Annotated in this window: 21 protein-coding genes; 11 read left to right on the top strand and 10 right to left on the bottom strand. The window is 61.8% G+C overall.

Annotated features, from left to right (window positions below):
- Positions 1-72: 72 nt before the first annotated feature.
- Entirely contained in the window at positions 73-780 is a 708-nt protein-coding gene (locus GV764_RS07905; RefSeq protein WP_161659681.1) for a GNAT family N-acetyltransferase, read from the top strand.
- A 46-nt stretch (positions 781-826) separates the two neighbouring features.
- Here GV764_RS07905 and GV764_RS07910 read toward each other — a convergent pair whose 3' ends face one another.
- The 5 genes from GV764_RS07910 to GV764_RS07930 form a co-directional block, all read right to left on the bottom strand.
- Positions 827-1,939: a M20 family metallopeptidase gene (locus GV764_RS07910; RefSeq protein ID WP_161659682.1), complete on the bottom strand. Its 1,113-nt coding sequence runs from the start codon at positions 1,937-1,939 to the stop codon at positions 827-829.
- A gap of 10 nt (positions 1,940-1,949) precedes the next feature.
- Positions 1,950-2,417, bottom strand: coding sequence for a YjiG family protein (locus tag GV764_RS07915; protein WP_161659683.1), 468 nt, complete (start codon positions 2,415-2,417; stop codon positions 1,950-1,952).
- Positions 2,414-3,136 carry a nucleoside recognition domain-containing protein gene (locus GV764_RS07920; RefSeq protein WP_161659684.1) on the bottom strand — a complete coding sequence of 241 codons (723 nt, stop codon included), beginning with the start codon at positions 3,134-3,136 and terminating at the stop codon, positions 2,414-2,416. Before GV764_RS07920 ends, GV764_RS07915 begins: the two co-directional genes overlap by 4 nt.
- A 198-nt stretch (positions 3,137-3,334) precedes the next feature.
- Positions 3,335-4,000, bottom strand: a complete 666-nt coding sequence (locus tag GV764_RS07925) for a 4'-phosphopantetheinyl transferase family protein (RefSeq protein WP_161659685.1) — start codon at positions 3,998-4,000, stop codon at positions 3,335-3,337.
- A gap of 103 nt (positions 4,001-4,103) precedes the next feature.
- Positions 4,104-6,356 carry a TonB-dependent siderophore receptor gene (locus GV764_RS07930; protein ID WP_161659686.1) on the bottom strand — a complete coding sequence of 751 codons (2,253 nt, stop codon included), beginning with the start codon at positions 6,354-6,356 and terminating at the stop codon, positions 4,104-4,106.
- A 240-nt stretch (positions 6,357-6,596) separates the two neighbouring features.
- On the opposite strand from GV764_RS07930, the gene fes reads away from it, so the two are divergent.
- From fes to GV764_RS07945, 3 genes are read left to right on the top strand one after another with little or no spacing between them, the layout of a single operon-like run.
- Positions 6,597-7,826, top strand: a complete 1,230-nt coding sequence (gene fes / locus GV764_RS07935) for an enterochelin esterase (RefSeq protein ID WP_161659687.1) — start codon at positions 6,597-6,599, stop codon at positions 7,824-7,826.
- Positions 7,827-7,842: 16 nt separating this feature from the next.
- Positions 7,843-8,058 carry an MbtH family protein gene (locus GV764_RS07940; protein WP_161659688.1) on the top strand — a complete coding sequence of 72 codons (216 nt, stop codon included), beginning with the start codon at positions 7,843-7,845 and terminating at the stop codon, positions 8,056-8,058.
- Entirely contained in the window at positions 8,055-11,945 is a 3,891-nt protein-coding gene (locus GV764_RS07945) for an enterobactin synthase subunit F (RefSeq protein WP_161659689.1), read from the top strand. The genes GV764_RS07940 and GV764_RS07945 overlap by 4 nt, the downstream gene beginning before the upstream one ends.
- Before the next feature lie 88 nt (positions 11,946-12,033).
- On the opposite strand, the gene fepC is transcribed toward GV764_RS07945, so the two are convergent.
- From fepC to fepD, 3 genes are read right to left on the bottom strand one after another with little or no spacing between them, the layout of a single operon-like run.
- Positions 12,034-12,837, bottom strand: coding sequence for an iron-enterobactin ABC transporter ATP-binding protein (gene fepC, locus GV764_RS07950; protein WP_161659690.1), 804 nt, complete (start codon positions 12,835-12,837; stop codon positions 12,034-12,036).
- A complete protein-coding gene (gene fepG, locus GV764_RS07955; RefSeq protein WP_161659691.1) occupies positions 12,834-13,823 on the bottom strand; it encodes an iron-enterobactin ABC transporter permease in 990 nt (329 codons plus the stop codon). Before fepG ends, fepC begins: the two co-directional genes overlap by 4 nt.
- The gene (gene fepD / locus GV764_RS07960; protein ID WP_161659779.1) at positions 13,820-14,827 is read right to left on the bottom strand and encodes a Fe(3+)-siderophore ABC transporter permease; all 1,008 of its coding nucleotides are present in this window, start codon (positions 14,825-14,827) and stop codon (positions 13,820-13,822) included. The genes fepG and fepD overlap by 4 nt, the downstream gene beginning before the upstream one ends.
- Positions 14,828-14,937: 110 nt before the next feature.
- Between fepD and entS the strand changes: the two genes are divergently transcribed.
- Positions 14,938-16,185, top strand: coding sequence for an enterobactin transporter EntS (gene entS / locus GV764_RS07965; protein ID WP_161659692.1), 1,248 nt, complete (start codon positions 14,938-14,940; stop codon positions 16,183-16,185).
- On the opposite strand, the gene fepB is transcribed toward entS, so the two are convergent.
- Entirely contained in the window at positions 16,180-17,136 is a 957-nt protein-coding gene (gene fepB, locus GV764_RS07970) for a Fe2+-enterobactin ABC transporter substrate-binding protein (RefSeq protein WP_476561214.1), read from the bottom strand. The two genes, entS and fepB, sit on opposite strands and share 6 nt — an antisense overlap.
- Before the next feature lie 210 nt (positions 17,137-17,346).
- Here fepB and entC point away from each other — a divergent pair, with 210 nt between their 5' ends.
- From entC to GV764_RS08000, 6 genes are all read left to right on the top strand, one after another.
- Positions 17,347-18,537 carry an isochorismate synthase EntC gene (entC, locus tag GV764_RS07975; RefSeq protein WP_161659694.1) on the top strand — a complete coding sequence of 397 codons (1,191 nt, stop codon included), beginning with the start codon at positions 17,347-17,349 and terminating at the stop codon, positions 18,535-18,537.
- The gene (locus GV764_RS07980) at positions 18,534-20,147 is read left to right on the top strand and encodes a (2,3-dihydroxybenzoyl)adenylate synthase (protein WP_161659695.1); all 1,614 of its coding nucleotides are present in this window, start codon (positions 18,534-18,536) and stop codon (positions 20,145-20,147) included. The genes entC and GV764_RS07980 overlap by 4 nt, the downstream gene beginning before the upstream one ends.
- A gap of 11 nt (positions 20,148-20,158) precedes the next feature.
- Positions 20,159-21,010 (top strand): isochorismatase family protein, encoded by an 852-nt coding sequence (locus tag GV764_RS07985; RefSeq protein WP_161659696.1) that lies wholly within the window; start codon positions 20,159-20,161, stop codon positions 21,008-21,010.
- On the top strand, positions 21,010-21,759 hold the full coding sequence (gene entA / locus GV764_RS07990) for a 2,3-dihydro-2,3-dihydroxybenzoate dehydrogenase EntA (RefSeq protein WP_161659697.1): 750 nt from the start codon (positions 21,010-21,012) through the stop codon (positions 21,757-21,759). Before GV764_RS07985 ends, entA begins: the two co-directional genes overlap by 1 nt.
- The gene (entH, locus tag GV764_RS07995; protein ID WP_161659698.1) at positions 21,760-22,173 is read left to right on the top strand and encodes a proofreading thioesterase EntH; all 414 of its coding nucleotides are present in this window, start codon (positions 21,760-21,762) and stop codon (positions 22,171-22,173) included.
- 107 nt (positions 22,174-22,280) lie between these two features.
- Complete coding sequence (locus GV764_RS08000; protein ID WP_161659699.1) at positions 22,281-23,441, top strand: pyridoxal phosphate-dependent aminotransferase; 1,161 nt, start codon at positions 22,281-22,283, stop codon at positions 23,439-23,441.
- 9 nt (positions 23,442-23,450) lie between these two features.
- Here the strand turns inward: GV764_RS08000 and citR are convergent, their stop codons facing one another.
- On the bottom strand, positions 23,451-24,365 hold the full coding sequence (gene citR / locus GV764_RS08005; RefSeq protein ID WP_161659700.1) for a DNA-binding transcriptional repressor CitR: 915 nt from the start codon (positions 24,363-24,365) through the stop codon (positions 23,451-23,453).
- Between the last annotated feature and the right edge of the window lie 34 nt (positions 24,366-24,399).

Below are 24,399 nucleotides of genomic sequence, written 5' to 3' on the forward strand. Positions count from 1 at the left end.
GGCCCTTTATTGATTTATCCCTTGTATGATTAATGCCTTTCCATTACAGCGCTCATTTACCCGGAGAAATCTATGCCCGAAATTAACGCTTATGGTCAGCCGGTCGGCGATGTGGTTCCCGGCTGGCAAGGCGCGCAGCCGTTGCCCCGCACGCCGCTTCAGGGGCGGGCCTGCCGGCTGGAGCCGTTGAATGCCGAACGGCACAGCGACGACCTGTTTCTGGACTACCAGCAGGCGGCGGACGATCGCGACTGGACGTGGCTCGGCGCATCGCGGCCCGATACCCGCCAGGCGACGTGGCACTGGGTTCAGGGCAAAATCGCGGATGACAGCCTGATCCCCTGGGCGGTCGTTGACCAGGCCAGCGGGCGGGCGGTGGGCGTGGTGTGCTTTATGCGCATCGACCCGGTCAATGGGGTGGTGGAAATCGGCCACGTCACCTGGTCGCCGAAGATGAAACGCACCCTGATGAGCACCGAGGCGCAGTGGCTGCTCTTAACGGCGGCTTTTGGCGCAGGCTATCGCCGGGTGGAATGGAAATGCGACTCGCTGAACGCCGCCTCTCGCGCGGCGGCAGAGCGTCTGGGATTCAGCTGGGAAGGGCGCTTTCGTCAGGCGATGGTCAGAAACGGCCGCAACCGGGATACCGACTGGTTATCGATGTTAGACAGCGAATGGCCGCGCATCAATGCCGCGCTAACCCGCTGGCTGGCGGTGGATAATTATGATGCGAACGGCGGGCAGATACAGCGGTTAGGGGATTTACTGGCGGCGGAGTGACAACGAAAATCCCGTACCCGGCCAGAACCGGATACGGGGAAAGTCATTACAACATACTGACCACGCGACGCAGCAGGCGGATGCGCGGTTCCACCGAGGCGATCTCCAGATATTCGGCAGGGCTGTGGAAGCCCGCGCCAATCGGGCCAAAACCATCCAGCGTCGGAATGCCCAGCGCGGAGGTGTAGTTGGCATCGCTGCCGCCGCCGACCGCTTTCCAGCTGATCGCCACGCCTTCCTGCTCACCGGCGTGTTCGACGAGCTTCATCAGCGCTTCGGTTTGCGCGTTGATCGCCATGGCCGGTTTATGGTTCCGGCGGGTAATCGTGGTGGTCACACCGTCCATAAAGCCTTTTTCGCACAGCGCGTGCAGGGCGCGATTAACCCGCTCATCTTCACTGTTCTCCCAGAAGCGCAGATCGACTTCCGCTTTCGCCCAGGATGCGACGATATTCGAGGCGTCGCCGCCGCTGACCACGCCGACGTTGAGCGTGGTGCCGCGTTCCGGGTCCGCCAGCGCGTTGATCGCCAGGATACTGTGCGCCAGCGCGGTCACCGCCGAACGGCCTTTTTCCGGATCGTTGCCCGCGTGGGCCGCAACGCCGGTAAAGGTCAGTTCATAACCCGCCAGCCCCTTGCGGGCGTTGACCAGCGAACCGTCCGCCCGCGCCGCTTCGCACACCAGCACGTGACGCGAGCGCTCCGCCAGCTCCCCCAGCCACTGGTGGGAATGCACCGAGCCGGTCTCTTCATCCGGGTTCATGGCGACGGCAATCGACAGGCGTTGCAGGCGGTTTTTCTCCATCCCACGCATCGCCCAAAGTATATTCAGCAGACCGCTCTTCATATCTGACGCGCCCGGGCCGTAGATGCGCGTCTCGTCCTGGCTCATCGGGCGCTGCGCCACGGTTCCGGCGGGGAATACGGTATCCAGGTGGCCGATCAGCAGCACATCAAAATGGGTGGCGTGAGGCTTGTTGGTCACCAGCACGCCCGGCCCTACCGCAGTGCCCAGATCGACTTTCTCGCACTGCCAGCCCTCTTTTGCCCAGAACGACGCCAGAATATCCGCCACCTGTGCCACGCCCTCAGTCGTCCCGGTGCCGCAGTCAACGTTAACTAACTGACGCAGCTCGTCAGTCCATAATTTCAAATCCATTTGTCTCTCCTTAAATAATCACGCGCATAAGCAGCATGGCGATAAACGCATTGAGCACAGAGATAGCGATCATCAGCGGAATACGTTTGGCGCGGGTGCCAATCACGCCGAGGATGCGCCCGAGATACTGCACCTGCGAGCCCATTAAATAGATAGCCGGGGCGAGGATCGCCAGGTGCTCGCCGGTAATAATGCCTTTTTCAAACAGGCCGATGGCGACGCCGATCCCGCCGCCCATCGACATCCAGCCGCCAATCAGCACCGCAGCGGCTTCGCCCGGCAGGCCGAACAGCCCCATCAGCGGGGCGAACACCATGCCCAGCCCTTTTAGCGCGCCGGTGATTTCCAGCGCCTTGATGATGATAAAAGCCATGACAACGTTAGGCAGCGTGCTGGACGTGGCGATGCCCCAGCCCTTGCGCGCGCCTTCTACAAACACATCGGTGATAACCGGTTTGGCATTTCCCTGCGCACTCATGATGCTTCTCCCTGGGTATCCAGACGCTGTTGGGCTTTGTTACCGCTGAGTTTGAGGATCAGGCGCAGTATATTCGCGCCAACGATTTTCATCATAAACATCACCGCCACGCAGGCGCCGATGGAGGCAGGCACCGCCGTGGTGCCGTCAGCCGCCACCAGGGTAAACAGCACCGCGCCGGAGGAGAAGAAGTTAGTGATCATCGCGCCCGCGGAGAACTGGAACATGGCGAAAATGTCCTTTTCGCGCTCGGTGATTTGCCCTTCATCGGCCAGGTTGCGGGTTAACGACGCGCCAACATCCGTGCTTTGCAGGCTGCCGATCAGCGCCAGCCCGGCGGTGCCGGGGATGCCCAGCAGCGGGCGCAGCAGCGGAGTGAGCAGCCGTCTTGCGGCCCGAAGCGCGCCGTAGTGTTCCAGCACGTTAATCATGCCCAGCGCGAACATCACGGCAGGAATCAGCCCCAGCGCAAACAGAAAGCCGTCCATCGCCCCATGACCGCCGGTGCCGCGAAACGCGCTGGTGGCGGTGACCAGCTCATCGCCGTTCAGGCTGACTTTGCTGACCACTTTGCCGAATGCGCCGTTCAGGGTGGTGAAATCAAACACCCCGTACCACTCTTTCCCTCCCAATAATCCTGAAAAGAACACCGCCGCGAACGCCAGCGCGATATACGCGCCGATGCCCGGACGATTGTCCTGCGTATCGAACTTATCCATTTCATTTTCCTTGTGTTTACACGCGAACGCCTCGCCGCCGTATCATTACCGGCCGATCCTCAGGAAAAAATGACGGTAGTCATGTTTATTGTGTGGTTATTAGGGTGGGTGTCGGTTCTGTGAGGCTGCGCATTTAAGATAACGCATTCCAGTATCGGGTTTTTTCACCTGAAATTGACGTTTTATGTCGTGATGGCGTTACAGGTCGGCAAGGGTGACGATGCCGTCGCCAAACGGCATCCAGGCAAGGGTAAAGCGCGACCCCACCGGAAAGGGGCCCAGTGGGCAGGCGAGTTCCAGCGTCACCGTCCGGGGAGCCAGCGCAACCATCTGTGCGCAATCAAACCCAAACCAGTTTTGCACGGCGGGGAACAGCGCTTTGAACAGGCTCTCTTTCGCCGAAAAAATCTGGCTGAGCGCCAGGTGGAAGGGCATGGATGCCGCCTGAATCCGCGCCCGCTCATCGCCGAACAGTACGCCGTCGGCCAGCTTTTGCGCATCGTTATCGGTGAGCAGCGGCTGGTAATCAATCCCCAGGCTGGCAAAGCGCTCGCCGGTTGGTTTCGCCGTCGCCAGCGCCAGGTTGCCCGCATGGGTAATGCTGCCGGTAAAGCCTGCCGGCCACAGCGGCTCGCGGTACGCGCCAATCCCCGGCGGCGTCGCGGGGCCGCCCGCCTGGCGCAAGGCGTGGACCGCCGCAATGCGTCCGGCGAGATGCTCGGCTTTGCGCGACACTACCGCCCGGGCCAGCATCGCGTGATGCGGCAACCACAGCAGATCCTGCGCGGCAAAGCTGTCCGGCGCGAAGCGCAGGCAAAACAGCGTGCGCTGATTTAACGCGAGCGTGGTGAGTTCGGTATTCATCGGGTTCCGGTGCGGCGAAAGGGGAAATCACTGTTACACAACCGGGGCCTGGCCGCCAATAAAAAAGGGGAACCGCAGTTCCCCCTGTCATCAGGCTTTTATATCAGAAGTGGGTATTCACACTCACGAAGTAAGTCCGGCCCGGTTCGTTATAGGTTTCCGCACCCGCGCCATACATCCAGGAGTTGGTGTTAGCGTTGCCGGTGGTCTGGGCGTTGCCCGCGCGCCACTGGCGTTTGTCGAACACGTTGTCGATACCGGCGGTGAAGCTGACGTTTTTAGTGGCATCCCAGGTGCCGCTCAGGCCAACGATGCTGTAAGGGCTCACTTCCTTGGTTTCAGGATAGCCAACGCGCTGGCCCTTGTAGTTGTACATTTTCGGCTTCTGACGGCCGTACCAGGTCAGGGTGCTCTGCAGGGAGATATCCTGGCGAACCTGCCAGCTCAGCGTGGAGTTAAGCGTAAATTCCGGGATGATCGACAGACGATCGCCGGTGGTTTTGTTCTTACTCTCCAGCATCCAGGTCATGTTGTTGCTCCACTGAACGGTGTCGGTGACCGGTACGTTCAGCGTCCCTTCCAGCCCTTCAACCACGGCTTTCGGTACGTTTTCCCACTGGTAGATATCGGTGGTGGTACGGCCGTTGCTGGTGCGGCCAATCGGCGCATAGCCCGCTTCAATCTTGTCGCGGTAGTCGTTGCGGAACCAGGTCACGCCCGCCAGCCAGCCTTCGTGTTTGTACTCCAGGCCGATTTCTTTGTTGATGCTGGTTTCGGCATCCAGATTGTTGTTGCCCATCATGTAGCAGCCACCCGCGCTGGCGTAGCAGCCCTGACCGCGGCTGTACAGGATGTAGTTCGGGTTGGTCTGGTACAGGCTCGGCGCTTTATAGGCGCGGGCGATGCCCATTTTCAGGGTGATGTCGTCGGTCAGGCCCTGGGACAGGTTCAGCGCCGGGCTCCAGTTGTCGCCCACGATGGAGTGATGATCGAAACGCAGCCCCGGCGTCAGGATGGTGCTGTCGGTCAGCTCCATGTTGTTTTCGGCGAACAGCGAGAAGATTTCCGCGCTGGAGTACGGGTTGCGGTGGGTGCTGTCGACGCCCGGGATCGGGCCGCCTTCAATCAGCGACTGTATGTTGGACGAGCGGTCCTTCATGCGCTGCTGGGTCCATTCGGTGCCCAGGGTCAGCGTCTGGTTCACCAGCACGTCGAGCGGCAGGTTAACTTCGCTGTGCAACGTGACATCGCTTAAATCGATGTCGGATTTCAGCGCGTCAGAGAAAATCCCTTCGGTGCCGCCCGCCAGGCCTTCATTGGTGCGCGAGTTACGGGTTTTTTCATACTGCGCCCAGGTGCTGGAGGTCACGCCGTTATCCCAGCCGCCGTTCCAGGTGAGGGAGTAGTCCTGGCGATAGAGACGGTTGGTCTCTTTGCCGTAGTTGCTCTTCACCAGCGCGTTGCTGTTGGTGTTCTGGGTATCGCCCGCGTACAGGTTGCCCTGGCGGCCATAGCCCGCTTCAAATTCCAGCGACTGCATCGGGGCGAATTCCCAGCGCAGCTGGCCGTTGACGTCTTTGTTTTCAACCCCTTCCCGTCCGGCGGGCAGGGTGCTGGCATAAGTGCCGGTACGCTCGGACTGATGGCCTTTGTTGATGTCCCACGCGTCGGCCTGGGTTTTATCCAGGTTGCCGTACAGGCGGAAGCTGACGCTGTCGCCCAGCGGGCCGGTCAGGCTGAAGTTGGTGCGTTTGGTGGAGCCTTCCTGCTTGTGCTGCGGCGCGTTCAGGTAGGTATCCCAGGTGCCGTGCCACTCGTTGCTGCTGCGTTTGGTGATGATGTTCACCACGCCGCCCGCCGCGCCGTCGCCGTAACGCGCTGCCGCCGGGCCGCGCAGCACTTCGATGCGTTCGATCATTTCCGGCGGCACCCAGCCGGTATCGCCACGGGTGTCGCGCTCGCCGCGCCAGCCCAGACGCACCGAGTTACGGCTGCTGACCGGTTTGCCGTCAATCAGGATCAGGGTGTTTTCCGGGCCCATGCCGCGAATATCAATCTGACGATTGTTGCCGCGCTGGCCGCTGGTGGAGTTGCCGGTCAGGTTGACGCCCGGCATGGTGCGGATGATCTCCGACACATCGCGCGCCGGCGGGTTTTTACGGATCTCTTCCGCGGTAATGGTCGATACGCCCGGCGCCTGCAAATTTTGCTCGGCGGCGGTAACGACCATGGTGTCTTCGTATGTTTGCGCGCCATCTTCTGAGGTCGTGGTTTCGGCAGCCAGAACCGGCATAGCCGCGCCGTAAATCCCCAGATTGATTAACATGGCGAGGGAGTAGTGGATTTTCTTATTCATTTTTTTGCCTGCTTTTCTCTGCTGCGTCTCGCTTTTTCCGTGCCAGGGGCGGATAGCAGCATGATGTCGTCTAACAAATTTTTGGCGCACCGAAGGTGACTGCCAGGTAAACGCCAGTGAGTGAACAAAAACAACGGGATAATGCGCGCCAATACGCTATTGCAAATACGAATAATTATCAATAATATTATCAAACATTTCTTACGGTAATTTTTTAATGCCATATAATTCATAAGGTTGATGGTTGAGATGTTGCTCGAAACAGGAAGTGAGGCGTGGTGGCAAGCACGCCAGCGGCAGGGCATTCCCTGCATAGAGCCGTTGGAAAAGGGCAAATGTCGGGTAACATTCTGGTGGCGCGATCCGGCTGGCGATGAGCGGCATTCCGCCGTACAGCGGGTGTGGCTGAATATTACCGGCGTCACGGACCATCATCAGCGGGCGCGTCCGGTGACGCTCGCGCGCCATCCCGGCACCGATGTCTGGCATTATCAACTCGAACTCACCGATAGCTGGCGCGGCAGTTACTGCCTGATCCCGTCAACCGCGACGGACGATTTCCCGCCGGAAGCCTTCACCGACGATCTTCCCTCACCGATGGTGCTGCGCGCGGGCTGGCGCAAGCTGTTCCCGCAGGCGCAGGTCGACCCGTTTAATCCGCGCCAGTGGCGCGGCGGACGCGGCCACCCGGTGTGCGCGCTGGAGATGCCGCGCGCGCCGCAGCAGCCAGGCTGGGACGCGCCGGATACGCCGCATCAGCCGCCGCTGTGCATCGACTGGCAGAGCGAAAAACTCGCCAACACCCGCAAGGTCTGGGTGTTTACCACCGGGGAAGAGAACGGCGGCAATCGTCCGCTGGCGCTGCTGCTCGACGGCCAGTTCTGGGCGCAAAGTATGCCGGTCTGGCCCGCGCTGCAATCCCTGACCGATCGGGGCCTGTTACCTCCGGCGGTGTATGTGCTGATTGACGCCATCGACACCGCCCATCGCGGCGCAGAGCTGCCCTGTAACCCCGCGTTCTGGCAGGCGGTGCAGGACGAACTGCTGCCGCAGATCCAGAATCTCGCCCCGTGGCGCGACGACCCGTCTACCACCGTGGTGGCGGGCCAGAGCTTTGGCGGGCTTTCTTCCCTGTACGCGGGCCTTAACTGGCCGGAGCGTTTTGGCTGCGTGCTGAGCCAGTCGGGGTCGTACTGGTGGCCCGGGCGCGAAACCCGGCAGGGCTGGCTGATTTCGCAGCTTGAGCAGGGCGCGCTGGGCCAGGCGTCGCTGCGGATTTTCCTCGAAGCGGGCAAGCGCGAGCCGGTGATCCATCAGGCCAACCTACGGCTCTGTTCCCTGCTGCAACGCACCCAACAGCAGCTGTTCTGGCGTGAAGTCGACGGCGGCCACGACGCGCTGTGCTGGCGCGGCGGCTTAACGGAAGGGCTAATTACCCTGTGGGGCGACAAAGTGCTTACGGCACGATGAATTTCAGGAGTTTGTTATGGAATACACCCATCCCTTCGACGATCCGCAGGGCCATTTTTATCTGTTGAAGAATCAGCTCGGGCAGCTCAGCCTGTGGCCGGAAGCCTGCGCGTTACCTGCCGGTTGGGCCATCGTTGCGCCGCCGCGCCCGCACGCCGACTGTGTCGCCTGGCTGGAACAGCGCGGCGGCGATTTGCATCCCGCCGCGTATGTCAAAGGTGATAAAGCATGAAAATCCCTTCCGTGACCTTACCGCTGATTGCCGCCCAGCCGGGGATTTGGGTGGCAGATACCCTGAGTCAGCAGCCCGCCGCATGGAGCGTGGCGCATTACGTCGAACTCAACGGCGAACTGGACGCGCCGCTGCTGGCGAAAGCCATCGTCGCCGGGATGGGCGAGGCCGATACCCTGCGGATGCGCTTTGCCGAAATCGACGGCGAGCCGCGCCAGTGGGTGGATGAGTCGATAACGTTCCCGCAGCCTGACTGCGTTGACTTACGCCATCACGCCGATCCGGCACAGGCCGCGCTGACGCTGATGCGTCAGGATTTGCAGCAGGATCTGCGCCGCTCGGCGGGGAAAGCGCCCTGGCATCATCAGCTATTGCGCCTGAGCGACACCCGCTGGTTCTGGTATCAGCGTTATCACCATTTACTGGTGGATGGCTTCAGCTTCACTGCCATTACCCGCCGGATCGCCGATATTTACCGCGCCTGGCGCGAAGGCCAGACGCCGGACGCCTCGCCGTTTACCTCATTTAGCGAGGTGGTGGAAGAGTATCAGCAGTACCAGGCTTCCGCGTCTTGCGAAAAAGACCGTGCTTTCTGGGCCGAACAGCTTGCCCGCTTGCCGGAGCCGGCCACCCTGTCAGACGAGCCGCTTACCACCCGCGAGCCGTCCACGCAGTTGATTCGCCGCAGCATCCGGTTCGATAACGGCCAGGTTCAGGCGCTGCTGGCGCATGCCCCCGGCATCAATCCTGCCGACATGGCTTTTGCGCTGGTTTCCCTGTGGATTGGCCGCCTGAGCGGGCGCAACGACTTCGCCGCCGGGGTGATTTTTATGCGCCGGATGGGGTCGGCGGCGCTGTGCGCGACCGGCCCGGTGCTGAACGTGCTGCCGCTGGCGGTGCGCATCCCGCCCGCCGGAACGCTGCCGGAACTGGCCGCCAGCCTGGCGCGCCAGATGAAAAGCGCGCGTCGCCACCAGCGTTATGACGCCGAGCAGATCCTGCGCGATGCCGGACGCGTCACCCAACTGACGCCGCTGTACGGCACGGTGTTCAACTTCAAAATGTTCGACTACCGGCTGGACGTCGGCGGTATCAATGGCATTACCCACCAGCTGGCGTCCGGCCCGGTTAACGACATCGAGCTGGCGCTGTACCAGGACGAGCAGGGCGGTCTGGGGCTGGAAGTCCTGGCGAATGCGCAACGCTATGATGACGTGACCCTGGAGCAGCATTTCGCCCGTCTGCCGCTGCTGCTGAGCCAGTTCGCGGCAAACCCGCAGCTGGCCTGCTGCGACGCCGGGGTGGTGCTCCCCCATGAAGCGCAGCTGATTGAACGCGTCAACGACACCGGCATGATGCTGCCCGCCGACACGCTTTCGGCGGCGATTGCTCGCCAGGCGCTGAAAACCCCCGATGCGCCTGCCTTAGCGGACGATAACCATCAGTTTAGCTATCGCGAAATGCGCCAGCAGGTCCACGCGCTGGCGGTGGAATTACGGGCGCAGGGCGTTCAGCCCGGCGACGTGGTAGCGGTGGCGCTGCCACGTTCGGTGTTTTTATCGCTGGCCTTACAGGCGATCGTCGAGACAGGCGCGGCCTGGCTGCCGCTGGATACCGGCTACCCCGACGACCGTTTGCAGATGATGCTGGAAGACGCCAGGCCGCGCCTGGCGATCACCAGCGCGGCGCTGGAAGCGCGTTTTGCCGGGCTCACCTCCCAGCCACTGATGATTTACGACGCGCCGCTGGCGGAGTCTGGCGCGCCTGCGCTGGACCTCTCGCGCCCGGAGCACACCGCGTATGTGATTTTCACCTCCGGCTCGACGGGGCGGCCAAAGGGCGTGATGGTCGGCCAGGCCGCTATCATTAACCGCCTGTGGTGGATGCAAAATCACTATCCGATGGCGGCAGGCGATGTGGTATTGCAGAAAACCCCGTGCAGTTTCGACGTCTCGGTGTGGGAATTTTTCTGGCCGTTGATGGTGGGCGCGCAACTGGTAATGGCTCCGCCGGAGGCGCACCGCGATCCGCAGGCTTTACAGGCGCTGTTTGCCCGCTGGAATGTCACGACCACCCATTTTGTGCCATCAATGCTGGCGGCGTTCGTCGGCGCGTTAACCACGCCGCAGGCCATCGCCCGGTGCCGCTCTCTGCGCCAGGTGTTCTGTAGCGGCGAGGCCCTGCCGACCGAGCTGTGCCGCCAGTGGGAAAGCCTGACCGGCGTGGCGCTGCACAATCTGTACGGCCCCACCGAGGCCGCCGTGGACGTGAGCTGGTATCCGGCTTACGGCGAAGCGCTGGCGGCGGTGAAGGGCAACAGCGTGCCGATTGGCTATCCGGTGTGGAATACCGGCTTACGGGTGCTGGACGGGGCAATGCGCCCGGTGCCGCCCGGCGTGGCAGGGGATTTGTACCTGACCGGCGTGCAGCTGGCGCAGGGATATCTGGGCCGCGCGGATCTCACCGCCAGCCGCTTTATTGCCGACCCGTTCGCCCCCGGCGAACGGATGTACCGCACCGGCGACGTGGCGCGCTATCTGGCTGACGGGGCCGTTGAATACCTTGGCCGCAGCGATTTTCAACTTAAACTGCGCGGTCAGCGTATTGAGCTGGGGGACATTGACAGCGCGTTAATGTCGCTGGCAGATATCGCCCAGGCGGTCACCCACGCCTGTGTGCTGAACCAGGCTGCAGCCAGTGAAGGCGACGCCCGCCAGCTGGTGGGCTATGTGGTGTCGGCAAGCGGTTTGCCGCTGGATACCGACGCCCTGCGCCGCCAGCTGGAAAACTTGCTGCCCGCCCATATGGTGCCGGTGATGGTTATTCAGCTGGCGGAAATGCCGCTGAGCGCCAATGGCAAGCTGGACCGCAAAGCGCTGCCTCTGCCGGATCTGGCCCGCGCCGCAACGGGCCGCGCCCCGCAATCCGCACTGGAAAAGATCATCGCCGGGGCGTTTGCCCGGCTGCTGAACGGCGAGGTTTGCCACGCCAGTGCCGATTTCTTTGCCCTGGGCGGGCATTCGCTGCTGGCGATGCGTCTGGCGGCGGATCTGCGCGAGACGCTGGGAATCGACGTGACGGTAGGGCAGGTGATGGAAGCTTCGACGGTGGAAAAACTGGCGGCGCGCCTGAGCGCCCCGGACGGCGCGGCGCAGGAGGCGGGTTTTGGCGCGCTGTTGCCGCTGCGTGACGGCAACGGGCCGCGCCTGTTCTGTTTCCATCCCGCTTCCGGATTCGCCTGGCAGTTCAGCGTACTGCAACGCTATCTGGGGCCGCAGTGGGCGATTACCGGCATCCAGTCGCCGCGCCCGGACGGCCCCATGGCCAGCGCGCGGGATTTCGATCAGCTGTGCGAAATGCAGTTTGCCGCGCTGCGCCGCGCTCAGCCCAGCGGCCCTTACTATCTGCTGGGATACTCGCTGGGGGGCACCCTGGCGCAAAACCTGGCGGCGCGCCTCGACGCGGCGGGCGAGCAGGTAGCCTGGCTGGGCTTGCTTGACACCTGGCCGCCGGAAACCCAAAACTGGGCGCAGAAGGGCGACCAGCCTGACCCGGCGGTGCTGGCGGAAATTGAACGCGAGCGTGAAGCCTTTATCGCCGCCCAGCGCGGGCAGGGCAGTGAACGGTTGTTTACCACCATCGAAGGGAACTACGCGGACGCCATCCGGCTGCTGACTTCGGCGCATACGCTGCCGTATGGCGGGCCGACCACCCTGTTTGTGGCCGAAAAAACCGTGCCCAACGGCATGAGCGCCAGCGACGGCTGGTCAAACTGGCTTAAGCAGATGACGGTGCATTCGCTGGATTGCGCCCATGTGGAGGTGGTGTCGCCGAAGATGTTTGAGGTGATTGGTCCGTTGATTGCGCGAGCGTTAAATCACGGCTAAAACGGGAGCCCTCACCCCGCAAGAGGAGAGGGCTGCGCGTTACTCATGGCGGAAAAACGCATACAAATGGGCGGCGCTCCAGGAGAAATCAGGTGCGCCCTGCTGCGCGCCGTCCCAGCGGCACCACCAGCGGCGTGCCCGCCACCGGATCGTCAATAATCATGCAGCGCATCCCGTAGATGCGTTCGATCAGATCCGCCGTGACAATCTCTTTCGGATCGCCTTCGGCCACAATCACCCCTTCACGCAGCGCGATGATATGGTTCGCATAGCGGCACGCCTGGTTGAGATCGTGCAGCACCGCCGCCAGGGTAAAGCCCTGCTGTTTATTCAGCGCGCTCAGCAGCTCCAGCAGATCGATCTGATGGCTGATGTCCAGCCAGGTGGTGGGTTCATCCAGCAGCAGGATCGAGGTTTCCTGCGCCAGCACCATGGCGATCCAGGCGCGCTGGCGCTGGCCGCCGGACAGGGTATCCACGCTCTGGCTGGCGAGGGCTTCAATCCCGGTGGCTTTCATGGCGCGGCTCACGGCGCGTTCGTCCTCTTCGCGCCAGCGGGTAAACAGCGGCTGGTGCGGGTAGCGGCCACGGCTGACCAGCTCCTGCACCGTGATATCGCCGGGCGCGCTGGCGTTTTGCGGCAGCAAACCGATGCGCCGCGCCACGTCTTTGGTGGCGTACCGTTCGATTTGCTCGCCGTCGAGCCACACCTGGCCGTTCAGCGGCTTCATCAGACGGCTTAAGGTGCGCAGCAGCGTCGATTTGCCGCAGCCGTTCGGGCCGATAATGGCGGTAAATTTGCCATCGGGGATCGAGACGTTAAGCGACCCGGCAATGATTTTTTTGCCGTAGCCGAGCGTCAGCGTTGCGCCATGCAGGCGGGACTGGGTCATCTCTTGCGGGACTCCTGAATCAACAAGGCGATGAGGTAAATACCGCCGATACTGACGGTAACAACGCCCACGGGAAGCTGGTAGGGGGTAAACAGGCGCTGGGCGCATAAATCAGCGGCCAGTAACAACGTGCCGCCGCACAGCGCCGACTGCAACAAACCAAAGCGCGAGGTCAGGCTTAAGCGCCGGGCGATATGCGGCGCGACCAGCGCAATAAACGAAATCGGGCCGGCCAGGGCGGTCGCGGCGGCGGTGAGCGTCACGGCGGTGAGCATCAGCAGCAGTCGCGAACGTTCCACCGCCACGCCCAGCGCGCAGGCGCTGTCATCGCCCATCTCCAGCAGCCGCATCCGGCGCACCAGCAGGGCCGCCGCCAGCAGGGCGAGGGCAATCAGCGGCACCGCCGGGAAGGTTTTACTCCAGGTCAGGCCGTTGAGCGATCCGGCGTTCCACATCTCGGCGGACAGCGCGGTCTCCAGCGACGCCTGCAACAGCAGCCAGGTATTGAACGCCACCAGCATGGCGCGCATGCCGATGCCGATAATAATCAGCCGGAAGGTGTCGATGCCGTTGCGCCAGGCCAGCGCCCACACCAGCAGCGAGGTAACGATACCGCCGCCGAGCGCCGCCAGGGTGATGGCGCTTAAGCTCTGGCCGAACAGCACCATGGCGATCAGCACCCCGCTCCACGCGCCCATGTTAAAGCCCATTACGTCCGGGCTGCCCAGCGGGTTGCGCATCAGCGACTGGAAGATCGCGCCGCTGACGCCCAGCGCCGCGCCAATCACCAGCGCCATGCATACCCGCGGCAATCGCCATTCCACCACCACTAACGAAATCTGGCGCGGGCCGTCGCCCAGCAACGCGCTAATCACCTGCGAGGCGGAAAGCGGCAGCGCGCCGCTGGATAAACTCCACACCGACATCGCCGCCGCCGCCAGGCAAAACAGCGCCAGCACAATTAACAGGCGAGGGGAGAGGCTCATAGCGTCACTCCATTACGCCGACGGCGCACCAGATAAATCAGCACCGGCGCGCCGATAAACGCGCTCACCACCGAGACGCGGATTTCGCCCGGTACGATGACGCGGCCAATAATATCCGCCAGCAGCAATAACAGCGGCGTCGCCAGCAGCGTGGCGGGCAGCGACCAGCGGTGATCCTGGCCCACCAGCCAGCGCGACAGGTGCGGCATCATCAGGCCGATAAAGGCGATCGGGCCGACCAGCGCGGTGGCGCTGCCGCACAGCAGGGTAATCGCCACCAGTCCGGACAGTTGGGTCCGCGCGACGCGGCTGCCCAGCGCGGTGGCGGTATCGCTGCCCATGCTCAGGCTGTTTAACGACCGGGCCAGCAGCAGCGCAATTAACAGGCCGATTAACACCGGGGTCAGTACCACTTTCAGGGTCATCAGGGTGCGGATATCCAGCGAGCCGGACTGCCAGAAACGCAGCTGGTCATAGACCACCGGGTTTAACAGCGCGATCCCGCTGGACAGCCCTTCCAGCACGGCCGCCAGCGCCACGCCCGCCAGCGTCAGGCGCACCGGGCTAAGCTGCCCGCCGCCCGCGCTGCCGGTAAACGCCACCACCAGCGAGGCCGCCATCGCGCCGCCAAAGGCGAGGGCCAGCAGCATCATCGGAGAAGAGAGACCTAACAGCGCGGTACCGACCACGATGGCGAAGCTGGCGCCGGAGTTAACGCCCAACAGACCGGGGTCGGCGAGGGGATTGCGGGTCAGCGTTTGCATCAGCGCGCCCGATACGCCCAGCGCGCAGCCCGCCAGCAATCCCGCCAGGGTGCGGGGCAGGCGCACATCGCGCACGATGGTGCAGTCGGGGCTTTGACACTGGCCGCTTAGCGCGTCCAGCACAACGGAGAATGCAATCGGCTTCGCGCCAATCGACAGGCTTAACGCCGCCATCAGCAGCAGCAAAATGATAAGGCCCAACAGCGCAGCCGTGCGCCCTGGTAACCGGAAAAGCGACATCACAAATATTCCACAATTGGTAATGATAGTTATTATCACTCTTATTGGGGCTATGTTAGCATGACGCCCCCGTTATTCGGTAAGAAAAAATTCCGCTCTAAGGCCATGTAATGAACCAACATTCGCTGTTGCTCAATCTTTCCCTGCTCAAAACTAACCCGGCTTTCCGGGCGGTGTTTCTGGCGCGCTTTATTTCCATTGTTTCTCTGGGGCTACTGGGCGTGGCCGTACCGGTGCAGATCCAGACCCTGACCGGCTCGCCGTGGCTGGTGGGGCTGGCGGTCACCCTGACCGGCGGGGCGATGTTTGTCGGATTGATTTCCGGCGGCGTGCTGGCGGACCGCCATGAACGCAAGCGGCTGATCCTGATCGCCCGCTCCACCTGCGGCTTAGGGTTTATCGGGCTGTTTATCAACGCCCTGCTGCCGGAACCCTCTTTAACGGCGATTTATCTGCTGGGATTGTGGGACGGCTTTTTCGGCGCGATTGGCGTCACGGCGCTGCTGGCCGCCACGCCGGGCCTGGTGGGGCGCGAGAATGTGATGCAGGCGGGGGCGATCACCATGCTGACGGTGCGTCTCGGTTCGGTCATCGCCCCGATGCTCGGCGGGCTGCTGCTGGCGAGCGGCGGCGTGGCATGGAACTTTGGGCTGGCGGCGATGGGCACCTTTATCACGCTGATCCCGCTGTTCAGCCTGCCGCGTATGCCCGCCCCGCAGATGCAGCGCGAACACCCGCTGCGCGCGCTGTTGCAGGCGTTTCGCTTTCTGCTGAGCAATCCGCTGATCGGCGGCGTGGCGCTGGTGGGGGCGTTATTGACGATGGCGAGCGCGGTGCGGGTGCTGTATCCGGCGCTGGCGAATCACTGGCAGATGTCCGCCAGCCAGATTGGGTTTTTATACGCCGCCGTGCCGCTCGGCGCGGCGCTGGGGGCGCTGACCAGCGGGCGCATCGCCCATACCGCGATGCCGGGCAGAGTGATGCTGGCGACCACCGTGGCGGCCTTCCTGGCGGTGGGCGCGTTTGGCGTGATGCCGTTTTGGGGGCTGGCGGTGGTGTGCCTGGCGCTGTTCGGCTACCTCAGCGCCATCAGCTCGCTGTTACAGTACACTCTGATTCAAACCCAAACGCCGGACGACATGCTGGGGCGCATCAACGGACTCTGGACGGCGCAGAACGTGACCGGAGATGCCCTCGGCGCGGCGCTGCTGGGAGCGTTCGGGACGCTGCTGACGCCAGCCGCCTCGGCCAGCGTCAGCGGTCTGGGACTGGCGGTGATGGGCGTATTGCTGGCGCTGCTGCTCAACGAACTGCGCCGCTTCCGTCAACCTGCGCCGCAAGCGGCGCAGTCATCATGATTTAAACAGCTGCGTCAGCCGGGTCAACAGCTGGCTGGCGCTGTAGTAATCGAGACGAAAAGTTTCGGTGCCCAGCGGGTAGACGCGCTGCTGCTGTACCGCGGGCAGATGTTTTAACAGCGGATTATCCGCCAGCGCTTTGGCGTCCCGCTCATCCCCGGCAAACAGAAACAGCGTCTCGCCATTCAAACCCGCCGCCAGATTTTCACCGCCAAGCTGAACGATGTCGTGACGTTTGCCCTGCGACTGGCTGGTTTGCAGATTAGCGGGCAGGGCGGCCTGGGTAAAACCGAGCTGCTGCAACAATTTCCCCTGCGCCGATTCCGGCCTCCAGAGATTCGCGCCGTGCGCCGCCGGGTTGTACACCAGCGCGCTCACCGGCTGCGGCGGCAGCGCGATCTGCGCTTTGACTTCGGCTAACCGCTTATCGAAACTGGCGATGCGCCCGGCGGCCTGCTTTTCGTGACCGGTAATGGCGCCGAGCTGGGTTAACAGCTGCTGCCAGCTTTTATCGTCGTAATTAATGATTAACGTCGGGGCAATAGCCGAGAGCTGATCGTAAAGCGGTAGCGCCGAATCGCCGCCGGTGGCGCTGATCAAAATCAGATCCGGCATCTGGGCCGCGACCGCTTCGGCATTGGCTTCGCCAATATACAGCCGCTGCACGTTACGCTGCTTCGCCACCTCACCCCACTGTTTCAGAAAGCCCTGATCGTCCGCCACCCGGTTGCCCGGCGAGGTGGCGCCGCTGGCGATCACCGGCGCGTCAATCGCCAGCAGCGAGCCGGTCAGCGTGACGCTGGTGGAGACAATGCGCTGGGGCATCTGCTCAAGCGTGTGCGTGCCCCGGCTGTCCTGGATCTGGCGCGGCCAGTCGGCGGCCTGGGTGAGTGAGGAAAATCCGAAAGCGAGCAGGGAGAGCAGCAGCCCAAAGGTGAAGCGTGATTTCACGGCGTAAAGTCCCACGGTAGAGGTTAGTAATGCTTCTCATTTTCAACATTGCCCGGTCCGGTTGCAAGCGCTGTGAACAACAATTGCCGCTGGCTTTGTACCCGAAATCGCTCGCGCTGCATTGACAATCGGGCGCTTTGCCCTTAGGTTACGCCACCAAACGCAAATGATAATAATTATTAAACACCTTATCATTTTATGGAGGAGCGTATGGAGGCGTCTTTGGCAGAGGAATCCCAACAGCACGCTGTCACCCTTTCACCTGACAGCTTTTTCTTTATGTCGCCGCATCGCAATCTGGTGACATCCGGCTGCCTGTCCCGGCTGACCACCCCCGCCGCTGACGGCGAAGATCTTAACGGCGAATTCCAGCAGCAACTGCGTGCGACCTTCGCCGCCGCCCGTGACAAGGGCTGCGACATGCCGATTGTGGTCGGCGCAATTCCGTTCGATACCCGTAAACCCTCGGCGCTGTTTGTACCGCGCGACTATCAGGCGTTTTCCCCTGGCGCGATGTTAGCCCGCGCGCGTACTGCCGCGCCGCCGCAGCTGAGGATGATGGCGCAGCAGGCCATCCCGGAAAAACCGCAGTTTATGACCATAGTGGAGCGCGCCGCCGCGCTGACCGCCACGCCGGAAGTCAGCAAAGTGGTGCTGTCGCGCCTGATCGATATCACTACCGCCGACGCGCCGGATCGCCAACAACTGTTGAACCGGCTGGTGGCGCTTAACCCCGCCAGCTACAACTTCCACGTTCCGCTGGCGGACGGCGGCGCGCTGATCGGCGCCAGCCCGGAGCTGTTGCTGCGTAAACAGCAAAATCAGTTTTACTCGCTGCCGCTGGCGGGTTCCGCGCGCCGCCACCCTAACAGCACCGAAGATAAGCTGGCCGGGGATCGCCTGCTGCATTCAACAAAAGATCGCCATGAACATCACCTAGTCACCCAGGCCATGCGCCAGATCCTCGCTGGCCGCAGCCAGCGCCTGCGGGTGCCGGAAACCCCCGAACTGATCACCACCCCGACGCTGTGGCATCTGGCGACCGCCATCACGGGCGAAACCTGCGCTGAACAGGAAAACGCGCTGTCGCTGGCCTGCCTGCTGCATCCGACGCCCGCGTTGAGCGGCTTCCCGCATAGCATCGCCCGTCAACTGATCGCCGAACTGGAGCCGTTCGATCGCGAACTGTTCGGCGGGATCGTCGGCTGGTGCGATGACCAGGGCAACGGCGAATGGGCGGTGGCGATCCGCTGCGCGCAGTTAAACGATAAGCAGATCCGCTGTTTCGCCGGTGCGGGGATCGTCCCGGCGTCGGTAGCGGAATCGGAATGGCATGAAACGGGCGTCAAGCTCTCCACTATGCTCAACGTATTTGGCCTGAACGACAGGAGCGCGTCATGATTATTCCCTATACCCGTTGGCCGGATGAGTTCGCCGCCCGCTACCGCGAGAAGGGCTACTGGCTCGATTTGCCGCTGAGCGACATTTTGCAGCGCCATGCCGGCAACGACGCGGTGGCGCTGATTGACGGCGAGCGCGCGCTCACTTACCGCGAGCTTGACCAGGCGGCCAACCGCCTGGCGGCGGCGCTGTCGCGGCGCGGTTTACGCCGTGGCGAAACCGCGCTGGTGCAGTTGGGCAACGTCGCCGAGTTCTATATCGTCTTTTTTGCCCTGCTGAAAATCGGCGTCGCGCCGGTGAATGCCCTGTTCAGCCACCAGCGCACCGAACTGGAAGCCTACGCCCGGCAAATCGAACCGGCGCTGTTGATTGCCGATCGCGCTCACGGGTTATTCGCCAGCGATGATTATCTGACGCAACTGCGTGAAGCGACCCCGTCGATCCGCCATGTCTTACTGAACCGCGATGGCGGCGAGCAGGGGCTGGCGCGGCTGCTTGAACAGTCTGCCGACGGCTTTATCGCCACCCCGACGCCTGCGGATGAAGTGGCCTTTTTCCAGCTCTCCGGCGGCAGTACCGGCACGCCGAAGCTGATCCCGCGCACCCATAACGATTACTACTACAGCATCCGCCGCAGTAACGAAATCTGCCGGTTTGATGCCGATACCCGCTATCTGTGCGCCCTGCCAGCGGCCCATAACTACCCGATGAGCTCGCCGGGCGCGCTGGGGGTTTATCTGGCGGGCGGAACGGTGGTGCTGGCTAACGATCCCAGCGCCAGCCACTGCTTCCCGCTGATCGCCCGGCATCAGATTAACGTTACTGCGCTGGTGCCGCCGGCGGTCAGCCTGTGGTTACAGGCGCTGAGAGAGGGCGAAGATCGTGCGCAGTTAGCTTCTCTGCGGCTGTTGCAGGTCGGCGGCGCGCGGCTGTCGAATGCGCTGGCGGCACGCATTCCCGCTGAGATCGGTTGCCAGTTGCAGCAGGTCTTTGGAATGGCGGAAGGGCTGGTGAACTACACCCGTCTGGACGACAGCGATGAACGTATTTTCAATACCCAGGGCAGTCCGATGTGCCCGGACGATGAAGTCTGGGTGGCGGATGAAAACGGTAATGCGCTGCCTGCCGGGCAGGTTGGGCGGCTGATGACGCGCGGGCCGTATACCTTCCGGGGCTACTACCAGAGCCCGGAGCACAATGCCCGGGCGTTCGATGCCGACGGTTTTTACTGCTCCGGCGATCTGATCGCCATTGACGAGGACGGCTACATCACCGTCCAGGGCCGCGAGAAAGATCAGATCAACCGGGGCGGCGAGAAGATCGCCGCCGAAGAGATCGAAAACCTGCTGCTGCGTCACGAGGCGATTATTCAGGCGGCGCTGGTGTCGATGGAAGACAGCCTGATGGGCGAGAAGAGCTGCGCATTCCTGGTCACCCGCCGGGCGGTGAAAGCGGTGGAAATCCGCCGCTACCTGCGCGAGCTCGGCGTCGCCGATTTTAAACTGCCGGACCGGGTGGAAAGCGTGGCGGAATTGCCGCTCACCCCGGTGGGCAAAGTCGATAAAAAACAGTTGCGTCAACGGCTGGCGGAACGCCAGTCGGCATCATGAAGGAGAACACCGTGGCGATCCCTAAACTTAACGCGTACAGCCTGCCGGGCGCGGCAGATATCCCGGACAACAAAGTGCAGTGGGCCTTTGAGCCAGCGCGCGCCGCGCTGTTAATCCACGATATGCAGGATTATTTCGTTAATTTCTGGGGCGAGAACTGCCCGATGATGGCTCAGGTGATCGCCAACATCGCTGCGCTACGCCGCTACTGCAAACAGCAGGGCATTCCGGTGTATTACACCGCGCAGCCGGACAACCAGAGCCCGGAAGATCGCGCACTGCTCAACGATATGTGGGGGCCTGGGCTGAACAATTATCCGGAGCAGCAGCGCGTAGTGGCGGAACTGGCCCCCGACAGCGACGACACGGTGCTGGTGAAGTGGCGCTACAGCGCATTTCACCGCTCGCCGCTGGAGCAGGCGCTGAAAGACTCGGGTCGCGATCAACTGCTGATTTGCGGGGTTTACGCCCATATCGGCTGCATGACCACCGCAACCGACGCGTTTATGCGTGATATCCAGCCGTTTATGGTGGCCGACGCGCTGGCGGATTTCAGCCGCGAAGAGCACCTGATGGCGCTGAAATACGTGGCGGGACGCGCCGGGCGCGTGGTGATGAGCGCGGATTTGCTGCCGACGCCGCAAAGCAAAGAACAGCTGCGCGCGCTGGTGCTGCCGCTGCTGGATGAATCCGACGAACCGGAAGATGATGAAAACCTGATCGACTACGGGCTGGATTCGGTGCGCATGATGGCGCTGGCTTCGCGCTGGCGGCAGGTTTATCCGGACATTGATTTCGTGATGCTGGCGAAGAAACCCACTCTCGACGCGTGGTGGGCGCTGCTGTCCAGGGACGTGCGCTAATGGCCGGGGTGTTTGACGGCAAAACGGTGTGGGTTACCGGCGCGGGCAAGGGCATCGGTTATGCCGCCGCGCTGGCGTTTCATCAACAGGGCGCGACGGTCATCGGCCTTGATCGGGCATTTAACGGCGATTACCCGTTCGCGACTGAACCGCTGGATATCGCCGATGCCGGACAGGTGGTTGACGTGTGTCAGCGGTTACTGGCCGCGCAACCGCGCCTCGATGTGCTGGTCAACGCGGCGGGGATTTTGCGCATGGGGCCGACCGATGCGCTATCGCTGGCCGACTGGCAGCAGACCTTTGCGGTTAACGTGGGCGGTGCGTTTAATCTGTATCAGCAGCTGATGCCGGTATTCCGCGCACAACGGGGCGGGGCGATAGTGACCGTGGCGTCCGACGCGGCGCATACGCCGCGCATTGGCATGTCGGCCTACGGCGCGTCCAAGGCCGCGCTGAAAAGCCTGACGCTCACCGTCGGGCTGGAGCTGGCGTCGTTCGGCGTACGGGTCAATCTGGTGTCGCCGGGCTCTACCGACACCGATATGCAGCGCACCCTGTGGACCACGGACGATGCCGAACAGCGGCGTATCGCCGGGTTCGCCGAACAGTTCAAGCTCGGCATTCCGCTGGGCAAAATCGCCAAACCGCAGGAAATCGCCAGCACCATTCTGTTTCTTGCGTCCGATCAGGCCAGCCATATCACCCTACAGGATATTGTGATTGATGGCGGATCGACCCTGGGAGCCTGAATGATCTGGAAACGTGAAATTACACTTGATGAACTGAACGCCATGGGCGACGGCACGCTGGTGGCCCACCTTGGCATTGTGTTTACCGAAATCGGCGCGGAGTCGCTGGTGGCGGAAATGCCGGTGGACAGCCGCACGCTTCAGCCGTTTGGCCTGCTGCACGGCGGCGCGTCGGCGGCGCTGGCGGAAACCCTTGGCTCGATGGCCGGGTTTCTGACCACCAAAGAGGGGCAGAGCGTGGTGGGCACCGAGCTAAACGCCACTCACCATCGGCCCATCTTCGAAGGCAAAGTGCGCGGCGTTTGCCGGGCCATCCACCCGGGGCGGCAAAGCCAGTGCTGGGAAATCGTCATTTATGATGCCGACGGGCGGCGCTGCTGCACCAGCCGGTTAAGCACCATGGTGATGGGCTAACGGATTTCAGGCGCAGGGAAGCGCATTTAGCCATCTAAGCGTCTTGATTGCCAAAGGGAAGCGTCGTGCTATAGTGGAGCGATATTTTTCCCGCAGGGCACGGTACGATGAGCAATAATCCTTTGATTCCTCAGAGCAAACTTCCTTCACTCGGCACCACTATCTTCACCCGGATGAGTGCGCTGGCGCAGCAGCACCAGGCCATCAACCTCTCCCAGGGGTTCCCGGATTTTGACGGACCGCGCTTTTTGCAGGAACGGCTGGCGTTTCACGTCGCCGCCGGAGCCAATCAGTACGCGCCGATGACCGGCGCGCAGCCGCTGCGCGAGGCGATTGCCGATAAAACCGCCGCGCTTTACGGCTTTCGTCCCGACGCCAACAGCGATATCACCGTTACGGCGGGCGCGACGGAAGCGCTGTATGCCGCCATTACCGCGCTGGTGCGCCCCGGCGATGAAGTCATCTGTTTTGACCCGAGCTATGACAGCTATGATCCGGCTATCACGTTAAGCGGGGGCGTCTCAAAACGGCTGGCGCTCCAGCCGCCGCATTTTCGCGTCGACTGGCAGCAGTTCGCCGACGCGCTGTCGCCGCGCACCCGGCTGGTGATCCTGAATACGCCGCACAACCCTACCGCCACGGTCTGGCAAAAAAGCGATGTTGACGCGCTGTGGCAGGCGATTGCCGATCGGGAAATTTATGTGATTAGCGATGAGGTGTATGAGCACATCTGTTTTGACGCCGACGGTCACGCCAGCGTGCTGGCCCATCCGCAACTGCGCGAGCGGGCGGTGGCGGTATCGTCATTCGGCAAAACCTATCATATGACCGGCTGGAAAGTAGGGTACTGCGTCGCGCCTGCCGCCATCAGCGTGGAACTGCGCAAAGTGCACCAGTATTTAACCTTTTCAGTAAATACGCCTGCCCAGCTGGCCCTGGCGGATATGCTGCGGGAAGAACCGGCGCATTATCAGCAGTTGCCGGAATTTTACCGCGCCAAACGCGATCGGTTTGCGGATGCGCTCTCCGCCAGCCGCCTGAAACTGCTGCCCTGTGCGGGCACTTATTTCTTACTGGCGGATTACCGCGCGATTAGCGGCAGGGACGACGTGAGTTTTTGCCAGTGGCTGACGGAAGAAGTGGGCGTCGCCGCCATCCCGTTGTCAGTATTTTGCGCCGCGCCGTTCTCGCACACCTTAATCCGCCTGTGCTTTGCCAAACAGGATGCGACGCTGGATGCGGCGGCAGCGCGGCTGGGGGTATTGTAGCCACGCGCCTTACCGTGCCGTTAACAGTCGCTGGCTAATATTTTCAAGTAGCAGCTTAAATGCGCTGCTTTGCAGCGCGAAACGGTTGTACATCATATGAAACTCTAGCGTCGGCAGTTGCACCGGTAGTTCGACACGTTTGAGATTAAACATATCACTGAAACGTTCGAATCCTCTTTCGCCGATCACGCCAAGCAGTTCGCTTTGACCAATCGCCGACATCACGGTAAGCGGCGAGTCACTCTGGAAAATAAACTCCCGCTCGGGGAGGGCTTCCGTAGATTTGACGTGATACTGGCGAATGCCTTCTTCAAGCCCGGTGATCTTAGTGAATTTTTCTTTTTCTAATTGGCTAAGTGTGGCGCTATTACCGATACGTGGATGATTTTTACTGCATACCATCACCGGCACTGTATGAAAACAAGGCGTACAAATAACGGAATGATTGACTACCGGGGTACTCCCTATCACTAAATCGGCTTTACGGTATGTCAGCAGGTCTTCAGCAGAATTTGAGGTTACCGACATATCATAATGGATGAGTTCAAATCCCTGTTGACGGCAAAAATTTTCCGCCAGGGGAGATAAAAACTCAAAGCCCATAAAGGTTGAGCAGTAAATAATAAAATTTTTACGCTGGGGCGCGCCCTGTACCACGCGGATCGTCTGCTCAAGCTGTTGCAGATTATCCTCAAGGTAAATATGCAGGTTATCGGCAACGGTCGTCGGGGTGATGCCCTTTCCCTCACGCAGAAACAGCGGGTCGTTCAACTGGTTACGCAGTCGCTGGATGGACTGGCTGATGGCGGAAGGCGTCAGGAACAGCGCCTCGGCGGCTTTACTCACGCTACGATGTAAATAAACGCATTCGAAAATAACCAACAGATTAAGATCGAATTTTTTCAGATCATGAAGATTGGCCATCATTAATCCCATCACCCAAATAGGTCATGATTAT

Origin of the sequence: Atlantibacter hermannii (genome assembly GCF_009907385.1) — a bacterium.
In the GTDB taxonomy this organism is placed as follows: Bacteria; Pseudomonadota; Gammaproteobacteria; order Enterobacterales; family Enterobacteriaceae; genus Atlantibacter; species Atlantibacter hermannii_A.

What these genes read in the sequence shown, in the direction of transcription:
- GV764_RS07905 (WP_161659681.1), top strand. Translation starts at nt 73, where the DNA reads ATGCCCGAAATTAACGCTTATGGTCAGCCGGTCGGCGATGTGGTTCCC.
- GV764_RS07910 (WP_161659682.1), bottom strand. Translation starts at nt 1,939, where the DNA reads ATGGATTTGAAATTATGGACTGACGAGCTGCGTCAGTTAGTTAACGTT.
- GV764_RS07915 (WP_161659683.1), bottom strand. Translation starts at nt 2,417, where the DNA reads ATGAGTGCGCAGGGAAATGCCAAACCGGTTATCACCGATGTGTTTGTA.
- GV764_RS07920 (WP_161659684.1), bottom strand. Translation starts at nt 3,136, where the DNA reads ATGGATAAGTTCGATACGCAGGACAATCGTCCGGGCATCGGCGCGTAT.
- GV764_RS07925 (WP_161659685.1), bottom strand. Translation starts at nt 4,000, where the DNA reads ATGAATACCGAACTCACCACGCTCGCGTTAAATCAGCGCACGCTGTTT.
- GV764_RS07930 (WP_161659686.1), bottom strand. Translation starts at nt 6,356, where the DNA reads ATGAATAAGAAAATCCACTACTCCCTCGCCATGTTAATCAATCTGGGG.
- fes (WP_161659687.1), top strand. Translation starts at nt 6,597, where the DNA reads ATGGTTGAGATGTTGCTCGAAACAGGAAGTGAGGCGTGGTGGCAAGCA.
- GV764_RS07940 (WP_161659688.1), top strand. Translation starts at nt 7,843, where the DNA reads ATGGAATACACCCATCCCTTCGACGATCCGCAGGGCCATTTTTATCTG.
- GV764_RS07945 (WP_161659689.1), top strand. Translation starts at nt 8,055, where the DNA reads ATGAAAATCCCTTCCGTGACCTTACCGCTGATTGCCGCCCAGCCGGGG.
- fepC (WP_161659690.1), bottom strand. Translation starts at nt 12,837, where the DNA reads ATGACCCAGTCCCGCCTGCATGGCGCAACGCTGACGCTCGGCTACGGC.
- fepG (WP_161659691.1), bottom strand. Translation starts at nt 13,823, where the DNA reads ATGAGCCTCTCCCCTCGCCTGTTAATTGTGCTGGCGCTGTTTTGCCTG.
- fepD (WP_161659779.1), bottom strand. Translation starts at nt 14,827, where the DNA reads ATGTCGCTTTTCCGGTTACCAGGGCGCACGGCTGCGCTGTTGGGCCTT.
- entS (WP_161659692.1), top strand. Translation starts at nt 14,938, where the DNA reads ATGAACCAACATTCGCTGTTGCTCAATCTTTCCCTGCTCAAAACTAAC.
- entC (WP_161659694.1), top strand. Translation starts at nt 17,347, where the DNA reads ATGGAGGCGTCTTTGGCAGAGGAATCCCAACAGCACGCTGTCACCCTT.
- GV764_RS07980 (WP_161659695.1), top strand. Translation starts at nt 18,534, where the DNA reads ATGATTATTCCCTATACCCGTTGGCCGGATGAGTTCGCCGCCCGCTAC.
- entA (WP_161659697.1), top strand. Translation starts at nt 21,010, where the DNA reads ATGGCCGGGGTGTTTGACGGCAAAACGGTGTGGGTTACCGGCGCGGGC.
- entH (WP_161659698.1), top strand. Translation starts at nt 21,760, where the DNA reads ATGATCTGGAAACGTGAAATTACACTTGATGAACTGAACGCCATGGGC.
- GV764_RS08000 (WP_161659699.1), top strand. Translation starts at nt 22,281, where the DNA reads ATGAGCAATAATCCTTTGATTCCTCAGAGCAAACTTCCTTCACTCGGC.
- citR (WP_161659700.1), bottom strand. Translation starts at nt 24,365, where the DNA reads ATGGCCAATCTTCATGATCTGAAAAAATTCGATCTTAATCTGTTGGTT.